The organism is Parachitinimonas caeni, from assembly GCF_030129945.1.
GTDB lineage: Bacteria > Pseudomonadota > Gammaproteobacteria > Burkholderiales > Chitinimonadaceae > Parachitinimonas > Parachitinimonas caeni.
Genome location: NZ_JARRAF010000007.1, coordinates 33,959 through 48,987, shown reverse-complemented (window position 1 = coordinate 48,987; position 15,029 = coordinate 33,959). Strand labels below are relative to the sequence as shown.

Below are 15,029 nucleotides of genomic sequence, written 5' to 3'. Positions count from 1 at the left end.
ATTCCAGTGAAAGAGGGGCCTGTTCGACGCTGCGAAACTGGCAAAGTTCTGCTTGGTCATTTGGAATGGGTTAGATGTATTAAAATTAGACTGGCTTTACCATTCGGCAATTTAATCAAATTCGTCAGATTCGTTTTTAATATGCCGCAAAGTTTCTTGTTTAATTGCTAGTAAAAGTGAGGTGGAATATTCTCTCGATGAGGTGTGTAATGACAATCATACTTATGTGATAATAAGATTTATATTTACTTTCGAACGGGATGTTTGTTATGGGGTGGTTTAAGTGGGGGTGTCTGACGTATAAGATGGACTGTGTTTGGTTGAAAATATTTTCTTTGCTTTTATTTAAATATTTCTCCTGCTTCGTTATATATCTTTTGTATTAACTCTCCAGGTCTTGCGGCTACTGTTGCAAGTATTGTTGTGTGGTGATGCTTGATATTGGGGTTTTTGCATTTTTGACTCAGAAGGAAAAGAGCTAGCAATGACTTTCCTCTAATATGGGTCTGATATTTTTCAATAATTAGGTCATATAGTGGTTTTGCTTTAATGGTTGGTTCATGTGATTGTTTTAAGACATCATTAGGATGTTTTTTTATTGATGCGCTTTCTCCGGTAATGTGGCGATTTAGCTCAGTTGCATACCATGCTGTGAAATTTGTTAGGTTTTGAAAGAAAATATTTCTCTCTGTTGTTGTGAGGGTTTCTAGTAAATTGCTATCTATAAGCGAGTCGTTTTCAATAGAGTAGCCCGTGGTGAAGATAATGTTCTTATTTTTATATTGCTCAGGTATTCCTGTGACTATCCACGTGTCTTGATCGGCAATAAATCCAATTTTGTAACTTAATTTTAATTTGTCTTGCTGGTCGAATATGCTGATTATATTTTCTCTTCCGCCGACCGAGAGAACCGATACTTCCTTGTCGCTGAATATGGTTTCAAGTCGTCTGTATATGATGAGGTCATCGTCGCCTTCGACGAGAATTGTAGGCAGGTTGGAATGCTCTAAAGTTGAGAGTAGTTCAGTAAGGGTTATTGCTTCCTTTTTTCTCATCTTATAGTTCCTCGTCACCACGAGAGGACTCAATCTGAATTTCTTTGTCAGGATATTTACTGTAAATGAATGGCGAGTGTGTCGAAACTATAAATTGATTTGATGATTCTTGATTGGCTAAGGTTGTAAACAGTTGCCTTTGCCAGTCTGCGTGCAAACTTAACTCCGGTTCATCAATAAATATTTGAGAGTCTTTGTAAAAGGCATTGTAAGAAATAAAGCTAAACATTTGTTTTTCTCCTGAGGAAAGGACTTCGGATTGAATTGCTGATGCAATATCTCCAAAGCAAAAACGCTTCGCAATTTTGATGCCAGATGGGCGCACAAGCTTAAGGGCATAATTTTTTGCGGATGATAGTGGTTTCATAATCTCCTCTCTTTCTTGGTCCATCTTTTCAATGGATTCATTTATTTTCTCAATTAGATCTATTGCTGTGCTGTTTTGTTCTTCTTTTTCTTGTTTTTTGAAATCTTTAATTAATTTTATTATTGATTGAGAATTTTTCTTTTGTCGCTTTTCATACTCGTCTGATAGGTCGCTATATTGTTGGGCAATGAGATTCACAATGTCCGATGTACTGAGTGCAGAGATAAGTTTATGCTTCTTGCTGCTGAGCTGATGTGTTAGAGAAGATAGGGATTCTTCTAACTCAATTCTTGCTCGTGAAAGTCTTGTGTTGCTAGTGGTTAGTCCAAATCCACCCTCTATCCGTCGAAAAGTGGGGAAGAAAATAGATGAACCTATTTCCTGTAGAATGGTGTCTACAAAGTCTTCAGCATTGTCAGTTACATTTCCTTCTTGGTCATATTTGTCACTGAATTCTTCTGTTTTTCCGTTATGGCTAAGTAAAATTTTACATGTTTGAGAGGATTGTCTTGTAATTTTGCATTCGTATTCAGTTGTCTCTAGTGTTGCTTCTTTGAAATCAATTTCCCTTAATGCCATTAATATATTTCCACTGGAAATGTACCAAATTAATTTCAGTAAGCTGGTTTTTCCAGATCCATTTCTTCCGGTTATTATATTTAAGTCATTTTGAAATTTTATCTCTAGGGGTGGTGTTCTATTCATAAAGCCGAATACTTTTAAATTAGTTATTCGCATTTCTTGCGGCTCCTTGTTTGATTGTGTTGATTGGTGGAAGTGACATATGCTTGGTTATTTCATTTTGATTAATGTTTGAGATTAAGTGTAGTAGAAAATATCGATCAAACAAAACTTGCATATGGTTAGTATCCCGCCCTGTCGGCAGGTAGTGCTCCTGCGGCATTCAGGCGGGCGAAGACAATGGTAGCCATCAGCATGCACAAAGCCAGAATCGGGGACAGGATGACGGCGATCCAATAAAGCGTCCGGGTGCGCTTGGTCATGGCGGCCTCACTGGTGAAACAGACAGGCGGGAGCCTGTCTGTTTCACTATAGCCGCTTACTTCTTGCGTTGCGGTGGCAGGTCGGTGCAGCTGCCTTCAAATACTTCTGCAGCCAAGCCAATCGATTCGCCCAGAGTGGGGTGGGCGTGAATGGTCTTGCCGATATCGACGGCGTCGGCGCCCATTTCGATGGCCAGGCAGATTTCGCCCAGCATATCGCCCGCATGGGTGCCTACCATGGCCCCGCCGATGATGCGATGTGTCTCGGCATCGAAGATCAGCTTTGTGAAGCCTTCGTCGCGGCCATTGGCGATGGCGCGACCGCTGGCGGCCCATGGGAACACGCTTTTTTCGATCTTGATGCCGTTTTTCTTGGCCTCGTCTTCGGTGACGCCCACCCAGGCCACTTCAGGGTCGGTGTAGGCCACGCCAGGAATGACCCGTGCGTCGAAGTAGGCTTTATGGCCAGCGGCGTTCTCTGCGGCGACATGGCCTTCGTGGACGGCTTTATGGGCCAGCATCGGTTGGCCCACGATGTCGCCAATGGCAAAGATGTGCGGCACGTTGGTGCGCATCTGCTTATCGACTTCAATAAAGCCACGGTCAGTCACGGCGACACCGGCTTTGTCGGCGCCAATCTGCTTGCCATTGGGGGCGCGACCGGCGGCGACCAGAACCATATCGTAGCGTTGTGGTTCTTTGGGGGCGGCATCGCCTTCAAACGTTACCCAGATGCCATCGGCTCGGGCTTCGACGGCTACTGTCTTGGTCTTGAGCATGATGTTGTCGAAGCGGTGGGCGTTCATCTTCTGCCAGACTTTGACCAGATCGCGGTCGGCGCCTTGCATCAGGCCATCCATCATTTCCACCACATCAAGGCGGGCGCCGAGCGTGGAGTAAACGGTGCCCATTTCCAGCCCGATGATGCCGCCACCGATGATCAGCAGCTTCTTGGGGACTTCGCGCAATTCAAGCGCGCCGGTGCTGTCGACAATGCGTGGGTCTTCCGGAATGAAGGGCAGCTTCACCACGCGTGAACCGGCAGCGATGATGGCCTGCTTGAACTTGAGTACCTTCTTTTCGCCAGTGGTGGCCTGGCCTTCGCCGCTGGTGAGTGCGACTTCAACATGGTGAGGGTCAATGAACTGACCCAGGCCCCGTACCACCTCGACCTTGCGGGCCTTGGCCATGCCGGCGAGGCCGCCGGTCAGCTTGCCGATCACTTTCTGTTTGTATCCCCGCAGCGCGTCGATGTCGATTTCCGGCTCGGGGTATTTGATACCGTTGGCGGCCAGATGGCGAACCTCGTCGATCACGGCTGCGTTGTGCAGCAAGGCTTTTGAGGGAATGCAGCCCACATTCAGGCAGACGCCACCGAGGGTGGCATAGCGTTCGACCAGTACCACCTTCAGGCCCAGATCGGCCGCACGGAATGCGGCGGAGTAACCACCGGGGCCGGCACCCAGTACCAGCAGGTCGTATTCGGCATCGGCACTGCCCGTGTGGGTGGCGGCTTGGGGGGCAACTGCCGGGCTGGCTGTTGGTGCTGGTGCAACGGTTGCTGTCGGCGCCGGCTGGCTGACAGTGGCCGTGGCGGCAGCACTGGCTTCCACAACGGCAATCACCGTGCCCTGGCTGATCTTGTCGCCAACTTTCACTTTGACTTCTTTCACCACGCCGCCTGCGCTGGCCGGGACTTCCATGGTGGCTTTGTCGGTTTCCAGCGTCAGCAGCGAGTCGTCTTTGGCGATCTGATCGCCAGCTTTAATGAAAACTTCGATCACATCGACGTCTTTGTAGTCGCCGATGTCGGGTACTTTCAGTTCGATTGTGCTCATGGTGTATCCGTTTATGCCGCCACAGCCGGCGGCAATCAGTATGTGAGGGGGCTAAGCGCTGGCGTTTCAGATCCAGGGTTCCGGGAGTCCTTCACCTGCCAGCATCTGCTGCGTGGCCGGTCGCGCCAGAATCCGCCGCAGATAGGGGCCGAGGTGCGGCAAATCGCGCGCCGGGCGGGCGAAGCGGCGGGTCCAACGACAGAGCACGAAGGTGTAGGCATCCAGCACGCTGTAGCGATCACCCTGCAGCCATTCCCCGCCGTGGCGTGCCAGCTCGGCATCCAGCAGATCCAGCAGCTTGCCAACTTTGGCTTCGGCGTGTTGCTGTACTTGCGCGATGGCGGCTTCGTCATCGGCCCAGCGGTCGGGGTAGAAATAGACAATCAGCGTGGTTTGCAGGGTGTTGTTGAGCCACATCAGCCACTTGTAGAAGTGGGCGCGCTCGACACTGCCCAGAGCCGGGGCCATGCCGGCCGCTGGGTGCTGGTCGGCGAGGTGCAGGCAGATGGCAGCGGTTTCGTAGATGACCAGATCGTCGTCAATCAAGGTCGGGATCTGACCATTGGGGTTCAGCCGCAGGTATTCGGCCGACCGATGGGCCTGCTGCTCGGTATCAAACAAGCGCAACTCAAAGGGCAACCCCATTTCGCGCAGCAGCAGGTGCGGAATCATGCTGGCGGTACCGGGGCTGTAACAAAGCTGGAGCATGGAGCGACCTTTCTCGCACAGAAGCCCCCACCGCAGCAGCGGCAGGGGCGAGGATCGAGCGGTAGGCGCCCTCTGAGATGGCGCTTACCGGCGCAGGGCTTACAACATCAACCGCCGGATATCGCCCAGCACTTGCGCAAGGTAAGTGGTGAAGCGGGCGGCCGAGGCGCCGTCGATCACGCGATGGTCGTAGCTCAGCGATAGCGGCAGCATCAGGCGGGGGGCGAACTCGCTGCCATTCCACACGGGCTTGATGCTGGATTTGGAAACGCCGAGGATCGCCACTTCCGGTGCGTTGACGATAGGCGTGAACGCCGTGCCGCCGACGCCGCCAAGCGATGAGATCGAGAAGCAGCCACCTTGCATTTCGGTGGGCAGCAACTTGCCATCGCGGGCTTTGGCGGCCAGCGCACCGGTTTCGGTGGCGATCTCGATCAGGCTCTTCTTGTCGGCATCACGGATCACCGGCACCACCAAACCATTCGGGGTGTCGGCGGCAAAGCCGATGTGGAAATACTGCTTGAGCACCAGGTTATCGCCATCAAGGCTGGCGTTGAACTCGGGGAATTTCTTCAGCGCAGCGACCACGGCCTTGATGATGAAGGCCAACGGGGTGAGTTTGAGGTTCTGCTTTTTCAGCTCTTCGCCCATTTCCTTGCGGAAGGCTTCCATCTCGGTGATGTCGGCTTCGTCGAACTGGGTGACGTGCGGAATCATCACCCAGTTGCGGGCCAGATTGGCACCCGAGATCTTCTTGATGCGGCTGAGCGGCTTGGATTCGACTGGGCCGAACTTGGCAAAGTCCACCTTGGGCCACGGCAGCAGATCCAGCCCAACGCCCGAACCATTGGCCGGTACGGCGGCTGGGGAGGCGGTGGCACCGCTCATCACACCTTTGACGAAAGCCTGAACATCGTTGGCCAGAATCCGGCCCTTGGGACCGGTGCCTTTGAGGCGGCCCAGATCGACGCCGAGTTCGCGCGCATATTTGCGAACAGAAGGGCTGGCATGGGCTGCCCGGAAACCGGCTTCGTCGATGCGAGCGGCTGCGGGTGCCGGGGCTGCCACGGAGGCGGCGGCTGGCGCGGGGGCCGGGGCAACGACTGCTGCCGGCGCGGCGGCGGGTGCGGTGGCCGGCTGTGGCGCGGGTGTGCTGGCGGTACTGCTGCTAGCCAAGGTCAGAATCAGATGACCTTCCGATACCTTGTCCCCCACCTTGACGCTGACGCTTTGGACCACCCCGGCGGCCGGGCTGGGGACTTCCATGCTGGCCTTGTCGGTTTCCAGGGTAATCAGCGAATCATCCTGCTTGATGGCATCGCCGGCTTTGACAAAGACCTCAATCACATCCACGTCTTTGGCATCGCCAATATCGGGTACTTTCACTTCGATGACGGCACTGGTGGCCGCTGGCGTAGCGGCAGGCGCCGGAGTGGCAACGGGTGCCGGTGCGGCGGCCGGGGCTGGCGCTGCGGGTTGTGCGCTGGCGCCGGCTGCGACGGCATCGACCACCACAATCACCACGCCTTCGCTGGCCTTGTCGCCTACCTTAAGGCGTACTTCCTTGACCACGCCGGCGGCGGTGGCGGGGACTTCCATGCTGGCTTTGTCGGTTTCCAGCGTAATCAGCGAATCATCCTTCTTCACGGCGTCGCCAACTTTGACGAACACCTCGATTACATCGACATCCTTGGCATCGCCAATGTCGGGTACTTTGAGTTCAATCAGGCTCATCTGTGTTTTCCTGTTTGGGTGCGGCCGCTGTCCTGGCAGCGGGCCGATCCCGTCAATACACGCCCTGCGGCGGCCGGGGCCCCGCCCGAAGGCGGGGCAGGGGCTGAACCCGTATCAAACGGTCCAGGGGGCTGGCTTGGCCGGGTCGATACCGTACTTGAGAAGGGCTTCGGCAACCTTGGCGCGGTCAATCTGGCCTTCATCGGCCAGCGCCTTGAGCGCGGCCAGCACGACAAAGTGGCGGTTGACCTCAAAGAAGCTGCGCAGTTGCTCGCGGGTGTCGGAGCGACCGAAACCGTCGGTACCGAGCACCACATATTTGCGGGGCACGTAAGCGCGAATCTGCTCGGCAAAGGCGCGCATGTAGTCGGTGGCGGCGATGATGGGGCCGGTAGTGGCTTCCAGCTGTTCGGTGACGTAGGCCTTGCGTGGCTCGGCCGCCGGGTTGAGCAGGTTGTGACGCTCGGCCGCCATGCCGTCGCGGGCCAGCTCGGTAAAGCTCGGGCAGCTCCACAGGTCGGCTTCGACGCCCCAATCGTCACGCAGCAGCTTCGCCGCGGCGATGACTTCCATGAAGATGGTGCCGGAACCCAGCAGCTGTACCCGCAGCTTGCCCTCGTTGGCCTTCTTGAAGCTGTACATCCCCTTGATGATGCCGGACTCGGCACCGGCCGGCATGGCGGGGTGCTCGTAGTTTTCGTTCATCAGGGTGATGTAGTAGTACACATCCTGTTGCTCGGCATACATGCGGCGCATGCCGTCATGCACGATGACGGCGACTTCATAGCCGAAGGTCGGGTCGTAGCTGACGCAGTTGGGGATGGTGGCCGAGATCAGGTGCGAGTGGCCGTCTTCGTGCTGCAAGCCTTCGCCATTGAGCGTGGTCCGGCCAGCGGTGCCGCCCAGCAGGAAGCCACGGGTGCGCATATCTCCCGCTGCCCAGGCCAGATCGCCAATCCGTTGGAAGCCGAACATCGAGTAGTAGATGAAGAACGGGATCATCGGCACGCCATGCGTGCTGTAGCTGGTGCCGGCGGCAATCCAGTCACACATGGCGCCGGCTTCGTTGATGCCTTCCTGCAGAATCTGACCGTCTTTCGATTCCTTGTAGAACATCAGCTGGTCGGCGTCCTGCGGCACATATTTCTGGCCTTCCTGGTTCCAGATACCTACCTGGCGGAACAGACCTTCCATGCCGAAGGTCCGGCTTTCGTCGGGCACAATCGGCACGATATGGCGGCCCAGATGCTTGTCTTTCAGCAACTGCGTCAGCATCCGCACAAAGGCCATGGTGCTGCTGTATTCGCGGCCTTCGCCCGAGCCTTTGAGCAGGGCGTCAAAGCTGCCCAGTGGCGGGATCTCCAGCGGGTAGGCGGTTTTGCGCCGTTGCGGCAGATAGCCGCCCAGCGCCATGCGATGACCGCGCATGTATTCCAGTTCTGGCGAGCCTTCGGCGAACTTGATGAAGGGGACGTTTTCCAGCTGATCATCCGGTACTGGAATCTCGAAGCGGTCGCGGAACTGGCGGATCGAATCAATATCGAGCTTTTTCTGCTGGTGGGTGATGTTCATCGCCTCGCCAGCCGCACCCATGCCGTAGCCCTTGACGGTCTTGGCCAGAATCACGGTCGGGCGACCTTTTGACTCGCTGGCCGCTTTGAAGGCCGCGTAGATCTTGGCTGGGTCATGACCGCCACGGTTCAAGTCCCAGATGTCCTTGTCCGACCAATCCTGCACCAGCGCTTTCAGCTCGGGCGTATTGAAGAAATGCTCGCGCACCCAGGCGCCGTCTTTGGACTTGAGGGTCTGGTATTCGCCATCGACAGTTTCCATCATCCGCTTGGCCAGAACGCCCTTTTTGTCCCGGGCGAACAGCGCATCCCACTTGGTGCCCCAGATCAGCTTGATCACATTCCAGCCGGCACCACGGAAATCGCCTTCCAGTTCTTGAATAATCTTGCCGTTACCCCGTACCGGGCCGTCCAGCCGCTGCAGGTTACAGTTGATGACGAACACCAGATTGTCGAGCTTTTCGCGGCCCGCCATGCCGATGGCGCCCAGTGACTCCGGCTCGTCCATCTCGCCATCGCCGCAGAAGGCCCAGACCTTACGGCCATTGGTGGTGGCAAAGCCACGATCTTGCAGGTACTTCATGAAGCGGGCCTGGTAGATCGCCATCAGAGGCCCCAGACCCATCGATACGGTCGGGAACTGCCAGAAATCCGGCATCAACCAGGGGTGAGGGTAGCTCGACAGCCCTTTGCCGCCGACTTCCTGGCGGAAGTTGTCCATCTGCTCGTCGGAGAGGCGGCCCAGCATATAGGCACGCGCATAGACGCCCGGTGCAGAGTGGCCCTGCACGAAGATCAGGTCTCCACCATGCTGGTCGCTTGGAGCGTGCCAGAAGTGGTTGTAGCCCACGTCGTAAAGGGTAGCGGCTGAAGCAAACGAGGCGATATGGCCGCCGACATTGGTGTTCTTATTGGCGCGCACCACCATCGCCATCGCATTCCAGCGGGTGTAGGCACGGATTTTGTGCTCAATGGTGGTGTTGCCGGGGAAAGGCGGCTCCGACTCGACGGGAATCGTGTTGATGTACTGCGTGGTGGCGCTGTAAGGAATATTCGCCCCCTTCTGGGTGGCTTCTTCAATCAGCTGCTCGATCAGGTAGTGGGCGCGGTAGGGGCCTTCTGCGTCAATGACGCCATCCAGTGCTTCGAGCCACTCGCGCGTTTCTTGTGGATCGATGTCGTCGTGGTGCTCTGCCATCTCGTTTACCTTGTGAGTTGTAGGTGGGTTCTTGGACATTTTTTATGGGTTTGCGGCCAGCATCTGCAGGGTTGCTGCAGGCTGGCCGTCTGACTCTTGTGATTGGTTGTATAGGGGGCTAGCTCTGGCAGACGTAACCTTAAACCAGTTGCTTTACAGTTCTTTCAGGATTGCGGCGCGTTTTTCCTGATATTCGGCATCGGTGATCAAACCGTTCTCTTTCAGTCGCTTCAGCAGTACCAGCCGCTCCTCAATGCGCGAAGCTGGGCTGGGCATGACCGAAGGCGATGGCTTGGAAACCGGGGCAATCGGTTGTGTCGCCACGGGCAAGGGCAAGCTGGCTGCAGGTTGCGGTGCCTCGACCTGGCTGGGGGCGAGGGTGGCGGTTACCGGGCTGGGCTGGCTGACGGGTGTCAGATCCAGTCGCAGCCAATCATTGCGCCCTGCGGCCAGGGTGACACCCTGTACCGGGGCCAGCACACAATCCAGACCGCTGGCCTTGGCCCGGTTGCCGTAATTCACTGGCTTGCTGCGCTTGGTGCCTAGCTGATAGGCCTCGAACTCGTCATCACACATCCCGAAGATCAGATTGAGCTGGCCATTTTCGATAAATGCCCGGCCGGCTGCCAGCTGCCGTGGCGCAATCAGAATCCCCATTGGCCGATACGAAAACTGGAACAGTACATCCTCATTGGGCTTGGCTTGCGCCAGCGCTTTGGATAGCGCGGTTGCCAAGGGGGCGATGGCATCCTTGTCAAGCATGGGAGCGGGCGTGCCCTTGACCTGCTTATGCAGGTTTGCCACCAGCTTCATGACCTGTTCTGGCGGGAGCTGGAATGGGTGCAGATTGCTTGCTCCGGCCGCAGTATCAAGCTGAACGGCGTCGAGACCATCACTCCAGATTCGGGTCGCGGCGAATGACGAGCTGGCTGCCAGCAGGGCAGTCAGTGCGACGAGGGTGCGAAATGGACGCATTGGCTTTGGTTCCTTCGAGTAGCGGATAGGGATTCCGGAAACCACCCATGCAGCAAATAGGGGCAGTCTGCTTGGCAAATCGGTCGGTTTGACCGGCTTCCGGGGGCAGCAGGCAGACAAACAGGTGAATCTATACGGCATTCCCCTGCGTTGGCCTGCATGCGGATCAAGCAATTGGCACTCTTGGCCTAGGCAGAAAACTCTATTTTGCCGCCAAGCGGGCCAGAGCAAAAACTCGGGATTCCCGCGAAACCCCTGCTGTGCTGCGGGATTTACAGCTAAGGCTTTGAAATTTCATGATTTAGCCGGTTGTCAGGATTTTGAAAAAATCTGCCTGCAAGCCCAGGATTTCGGCCGGCTTTCTTCAGATCATCCGTTGCGGGCCCGCTGCTTGTAAAAGTTGATCAGCCGATTGGTCGAGCTGTCATGGCTCTGCGTGGGCGCGGCGATGTCGAGCTCGGCCTGTATCTGTTTGGCCAGCTGCTTGCCCAGTTCCACCCCCCACTGATCGAACGAGTTCACATTCCAGATCACGCCCTGACAGAAAATCTTGTGTTCATACAAGGCAATCAAGGCACCTAGTGTGGTCGGGTCGAGCTGGCCGAGCAGCAAGGTGTTGGAGGGGCGATTGCCGCCGAAAATCTTGTGGGGCAACAGCCGCTCGGCCTGCTCACCTTCGATCCCGGCCGCCAGCAGTTCTCCGCGTGCTTCGGCCTCGGTCTTGCCGCGCATAAAGGCTTCAGCCTGGGCGAAGAAATTGGCCAGCAGAATGGTGTGATGGCGCGGCAGGGTTGAAGGGTTTTCGATTGAGGCAATGAAGTCGATCGGGCTGAGCTGGGTGCCCTGATGCAGCATCTGAAAGTAGGCATGCTGACCGTTGATGCCGGTTTCGCCCCAGATAATCGGGCTGGTCTGGTAATCGACGGCATGGCCATTCATGTCGGTCGATTTGCCGTTCGATTCCATGTCCAGCTGCTGCATATACGCCGGCAGGCGGTGCAGGCTCTGGTTGTAGGGCGTAATGACGTGGCTGGCCGCGCCGAAGAAATTCACATACCAGATGCCCAGCAACGCCATCATCACCGGCATATTCCGCTCAAGCGGCGTATGGCGGAAATGCTGGTCCATCTCGTGCGCGCCGGCCAGCAGATCGAGAAAGTGCTGACGACCCAGATACAGGGCAATCGGCAGCCCGATGGCGGACCACAATGAATAGCGCCCACCTACCCAGTTCCAGAACTCGAACATATTGTTGGTATCAATGCCGAATTCAGCGACAGCCTTGGCATTGGTTGATACTGCGACGAAATGCTTGGCGATCGTCGATTCGTAACGTGCCGACCGCAAGAACCAGTCGCGGGCCGTGTGGGCGTTGGTCAGGGTTTCCGAGGTCGTGAACGTCTTCGATTCGATGACGAACAGGGTGGTGGCGGTATGGCATTTGCGCAGGGTATCGACGATCTGGGCGCCATCGACATTCGATACAAAGTGCATGTTGAGCCGGGGGTGGCCAAATGCCTTCAGCGCCTCACAGACCATCAACGGGCCGAGGTCAGAACCGCCGATCCCGATGTTGACGATGTCGGTAATCGGTTGGCCGGTGTAGCCCAGCCAGTCGCCATTGCGCACGGCATTGCAGAAATTGCCCATGCGTTCGAGCACCGAGTTGACCTTGGGCATGACATCTTCGCCATCCACAATGACCGGCGTATTGGCGCGGTTGCGCAGAGCTGTGTGCAGAACCGCACGGTTTTCGGTGACGTTGATCTTTTCGCCATTGAACATGGCTTCAATGCGATCTGGCAGCCCGGCCTGCAGTGCCAGGTCGATCAGCAGCTTCAGCGTGGTCGGCGTGACGCGGTTTTTCGAGTAGTCGAGCAGAATGTCGCAGGCTTCGATCGACATGACGTCGCTACGCCCTGGGTCGGCGGCGAACAGCTCGCGCATATGCAGGCCGGAAATCGCCTGAAAATGTTTGCCCAGCGCCTGCCAGGCGGGGGATTCGGTCAGCGCTGACATCTTGGGTTCTCCCTGGTGCGCGGTCAGCGATCCTCGTAACCTCGCACCCGTCTCTCTTTCAGATTACGTTTGATTTTTTCCAGCTGATCAATCAATTCCGGCCCGCGCCGCAGCGCAACGCCAACGGCCAAGATATCGACCACCACGAGATGCACTATCCGCGTGATCATCGGCGAATATAAGTCGGGGTCTTCCGGGGTATCGGCAAACAATGCCACCGAACAACGCTTGGCCAGCGGCGAGCCGCTGTGGGTGATGCCGATGACTTCAGCGCCCGCCTCGCGAGCCAGCTCGACCGAGCGGATCAGGTCGATGGTGCGGCCAGAGTTGGAGATGGCGACCACTGCGTCTCCCGGCTTCAGCAAAGAGGCTGACATGCCGTGGATATGCGGGTCGGAATACGAAATACAGGGCACACCCAGCCGGAAGAACTTGTGTTGGGCATCCTGGGCGATGATGCCGGAGTTGCCCAGGCCATAGAACTCGATCTTTTTGGCGGCGGCCAGAATATCGACCGCCTGTTCGATGCTTTCCGGGTTCAGCTCGTTGCGGGTGCGCATCAGGCTGGAGATGGTGTTATCAAACAGCTTGGCTGCCAGATCGTGTGCGGTGTCGTTGCTCTCGACCGCGCTATGCACATAGGGTACGCCAGACACCAGGCTGCGGGTCAGCCGCAGTTTGAAGTCCTGCAGGCCGCTGCAATCGACCGAGCGGCAAAAACGGATGACCGTTGGTTGCGAAACGCCGGCCAGATCGGCGATCTGGGCAATCGGGGCATGGGCCACCAGGTTGGGTTGCGCCAAGACCAGCTCGGCGACTTTACGTTCAGATTTTGAGAGGTCTGATAAATGCGATTTGATTTTTTCGAGCACCTTAGCCTCCGCTGTTGTTGAGTTCGGCTTGGCGCAGGGCGGCGCGGGCGCCGCGTAAGGCCGGGTTGGCGGCTACGATCACGTAGCTTGGCACATTGGCCAGGTATTCCGAGAAGCGGCCTTTTTGCTCGAACCGGCTGCGAAAGGGCGATTCGGCAAAGTAGCTGCCCAGTTTGGGCACGATACCACCGCCGATATACAAACCGGCACGGGCCCCCAATGAGATGGTCAGATTGGCGGCCGCCGTGCCCAGCATGCCACAGAAGGTGTCGATGACCTCGCGACACAGTGCATCGGCGTTGGCGACCCCTTGTTCAGCAATGAGTGCGGCCGACAGATTCTGGTCAGGGGCGTTATTCAGTTCGGCCAGCGCCCGGTAAAGGTTGACGATGCCGGGACCGGACAACAGCCGCTCGGCTGATACATGGCCGAATTCGCGACGCAGAATCCGCAGAATTTCATCTTCCTTGTGATTGAACGGCGAAAACGACACATGGCCGCCCTCGCCTTGAATCGGAATCCAGCGCTCGGCTTCGCCGCGCTGGTGGGCAGGAATCAAGCCGGAAACACCGAGGCCGGTGCCGGCGCCGATCAGTGCAATGGGGGTGCCAGCGGTGGCTGCACCACCACCGACCCGTATCAGTTCCTCTGCATCCAGACCCGGCAGTGACAGCGCCAGTGCGGTGAAGTCGTTGATCACCAGCAGTTTGGAAAGACCCAATGCCTGCTGCAGCACGGCAATCGAAAACTGCCAGCCCAGATTGGTCATGCGCACATTGTCGCCAGAAATGGCCGTGGCAATGCCGATAGCGCCCCAGCGTGGGCTGGCGCCTACCTTGGTCAGATAGTGGCGGGCGGCTTCAAGCAGGCTGGCGAAATCGGCGCAGGCAAAACTGTGTTCATCGCTGATGGCAGCGTCGGCCGACCGGACCAGCGCAAACCGGACATTGGTGCCACCGACATCGGCCAGTAGCTGGGGGTAGTGATCAGGGTGCCCAGTAGACATGGCAATTTTCCTTGGCAGCGTCAATGACCCGGCGGATCGGCAGGGTTTCAGGGGCATCGGCGCTGAATTGGCGAAGCAGCAAGTCGCGCTTGGCTTCGCCGGTCATGTGCAGAATCAACCGGCGGGCGCTGGCCAGTGCCGGCAGGGTGAAGGTGATACGGGCATGCGGCGCCGTGATCGGGCTGATGGCCGCCAGACGCGCCATTCCTGCCGGATCGATGGCGGCTGCCAGCTCGGGGGCTTGTGGAAACAGCGAGGCGGTGTGCCCATCGTCTCCCATGCCAAGGATCACCACATCAAAAGGGGCTGGAATCGCGGCGAGCTGTGCAGTGCTGGTTGCCAAGCCCTCAACGGGCGTGTTGCCGCCGCTTTTCAGGCCGACAAAGCGGGCCTTGGCCGCTTTGTCGAGCAACAGATGCTGACGGACCAGGGCTTCGTTGCTGTCGGCGTGTTCCGCATCAACCCAGCGTTCATCGGCCAGGGTTACCCAGACCTTGCCCCAGTCGATGGGGCTTTGACGCAGATGCGCAAACAGGCCGGCCGGGGTTCGTCCACCGGATACCACCAGGCTGGCCTCGCCACGGGTGGCGATGGCTTCTGCCAGCGTTTTGGCCACCGAAGCGGCGAGCAGGGTATCAAGTGCTTCGCGGTTTGCAAAATCGTGCCATTCGATAGCGGCCAT

12 protein-coding genes are annotated in these 15,029 nt (G+C 56.9%); all 12 read right to left on the bottom strand.

Annotation, left to right across the window (positions count from 1 at the left end; all coding sequences use genetic code 11):
• Window positions 1-341: 341 nt before the first annotated feature.
• The 12 genes from PZA18_RS07850 to pgl all read right to left on the bottom strand — a co-directional run bounded on the left by PZA18_RS07850 (window position 342) and on the right by pgl (window position 15,029).
• The gene (locus tag PZA18_RS07850) at window positions 342-1,055 is read right to left on the bottom strand and encodes a DUF4435 domain-containing protein (RefSeq protein WP_284100272.1); all 714 of its coding nucleotides are present in this window, start codon (window positions 1,053-1,055) and stop codon (window positions 342-344) included.
• Window position 1,056: 1 nt separating this feature from the next.
• Window positions 1,057-2,160, bottom strand: coding sequence for an AAA family ATPase (locus PZA18_RS07845; RefSeq protein ID WP_284100271.1), 1,104 nt, complete (start codon window positions 2,158-2,160; stop codon window positions 1,057-1,059).
• Between the two features lie 125 nt (window positions 2,161-2,285).
• Entirely contained in the window at window positions 2,286-2,426 is a 141-nt protein-coding gene (locus tag PZA18_RS07840; protein WP_284100270.1) for a hypothetical protein, read from the bottom strand.
• 56 nt (window positions 2,427-2,482) lie between these two features.
• Entirely contained in the window at window positions 2,483-4,264 is a 1,782-nt protein-coding gene (gene lpdA / locus PZA18_RS07835; RefSeq protein ID WP_284100269.1) for a dihydrolipoyl dehydrogenase, read from the bottom strand.
• Between the two features lie 66 nt (window positions 4,265-4,330).
• Window positions 4,331-4,972, bottom strand: coding sequence for a glutathione S-transferase family protein (locus PZA18_RS07830; RefSeq protein ID WP_284100268.1), 642 nt, complete (start codon window positions 4,970-4,972; stop codon window positions 4,331-4,333).
• Window positions 4,973-5,071: 99 nt separating this feature from the next.
• Window positions 5,072-6,706 (bottom strand): dihydrolipoyllysine-residue acetyltransferase, encoded by a 1,635-nt coding sequence (gene aceF / locus PZA18_RS07825; RefSeq protein ID WP_284100267.1) that lies wholly within the window; start codon window positions 6,704-6,706, stop codon window positions 5,072-5,074.
• 114 nt (window positions 6,707-6,820) lie between these two features.
• Window positions 6,821-9,475, bottom strand: coding sequence for a pyruvate dehydrogenase (acetyl-transferring), homodimeric type (aceE, locus tag PZA18_RS07820; RefSeq protein ID WP_284100266.1), 2,655 nt, complete (start codon window positions 9,473-9,475; stop codon window positions 6,821-6,823).
• A gap of 153 nt (window positions 9,476-9,628) precedes the next feature.
• A complete protein-coding gene (locus tag PZA18_RS07815; RefSeq protein WP_284100265.1) occupies window positions 9,629-10,450 on the bottom strand; it encodes an SHOCT domain-containing protein in 822 nt (273 codons plus the stop codon).
• Window positions 10,451-10,819: 369 nt separating this feature from the next.
• Window positions 10,820-12,469: a glucose-6-phosphate isomerase gene (pgi, locus tag PZA18_RS07810; RefSeq protein ID WP_284100264.1), complete on the bottom strand. Its 1,650-nt coding sequence runs from the start codon at window positions 12,467-12,469 to the stop codon at window positions 10,820-10,822.
• A gap of 23 nt (window positions 12,470-12,492) precedes the next feature.
• Complete coding sequence (hexR, locus tag PZA18_RS07805; protein ID WP_284100263.1) at window positions 12,493-13,341, bottom strand: transcriptional regulator HexR; 849 nt, start codon at window positions 13,339-13,341, stop codon at window positions 12,493-12,495.
• Between the two features lies 1 nt (window position 13,342).
• The gene (locus tag PZA18_RS07800) at window positions 13,343-14,347 is read right to left on the bottom strand and encodes a glucokinase (protein WP_284100262.1); all 1,005 of its coding nucleotides are present in this window, start codon (window positions 14,345-14,347) and stop codon (window positions 13,343-13,345) included.
• On the bottom strand, window positions 14,328-15,029 hold the full coding sequence (pgl, locus tag PZA18_RS07795; protein WP_284100261.1) for a 6-phosphogluconolactonase: 702 nt from the start codon (window positions 15,027-15,029) through the stop codon (window positions 14,328-14,330). Before pgl ends, PZA18_RS07800 begins: the two co-directional genes overlap by 20 nt.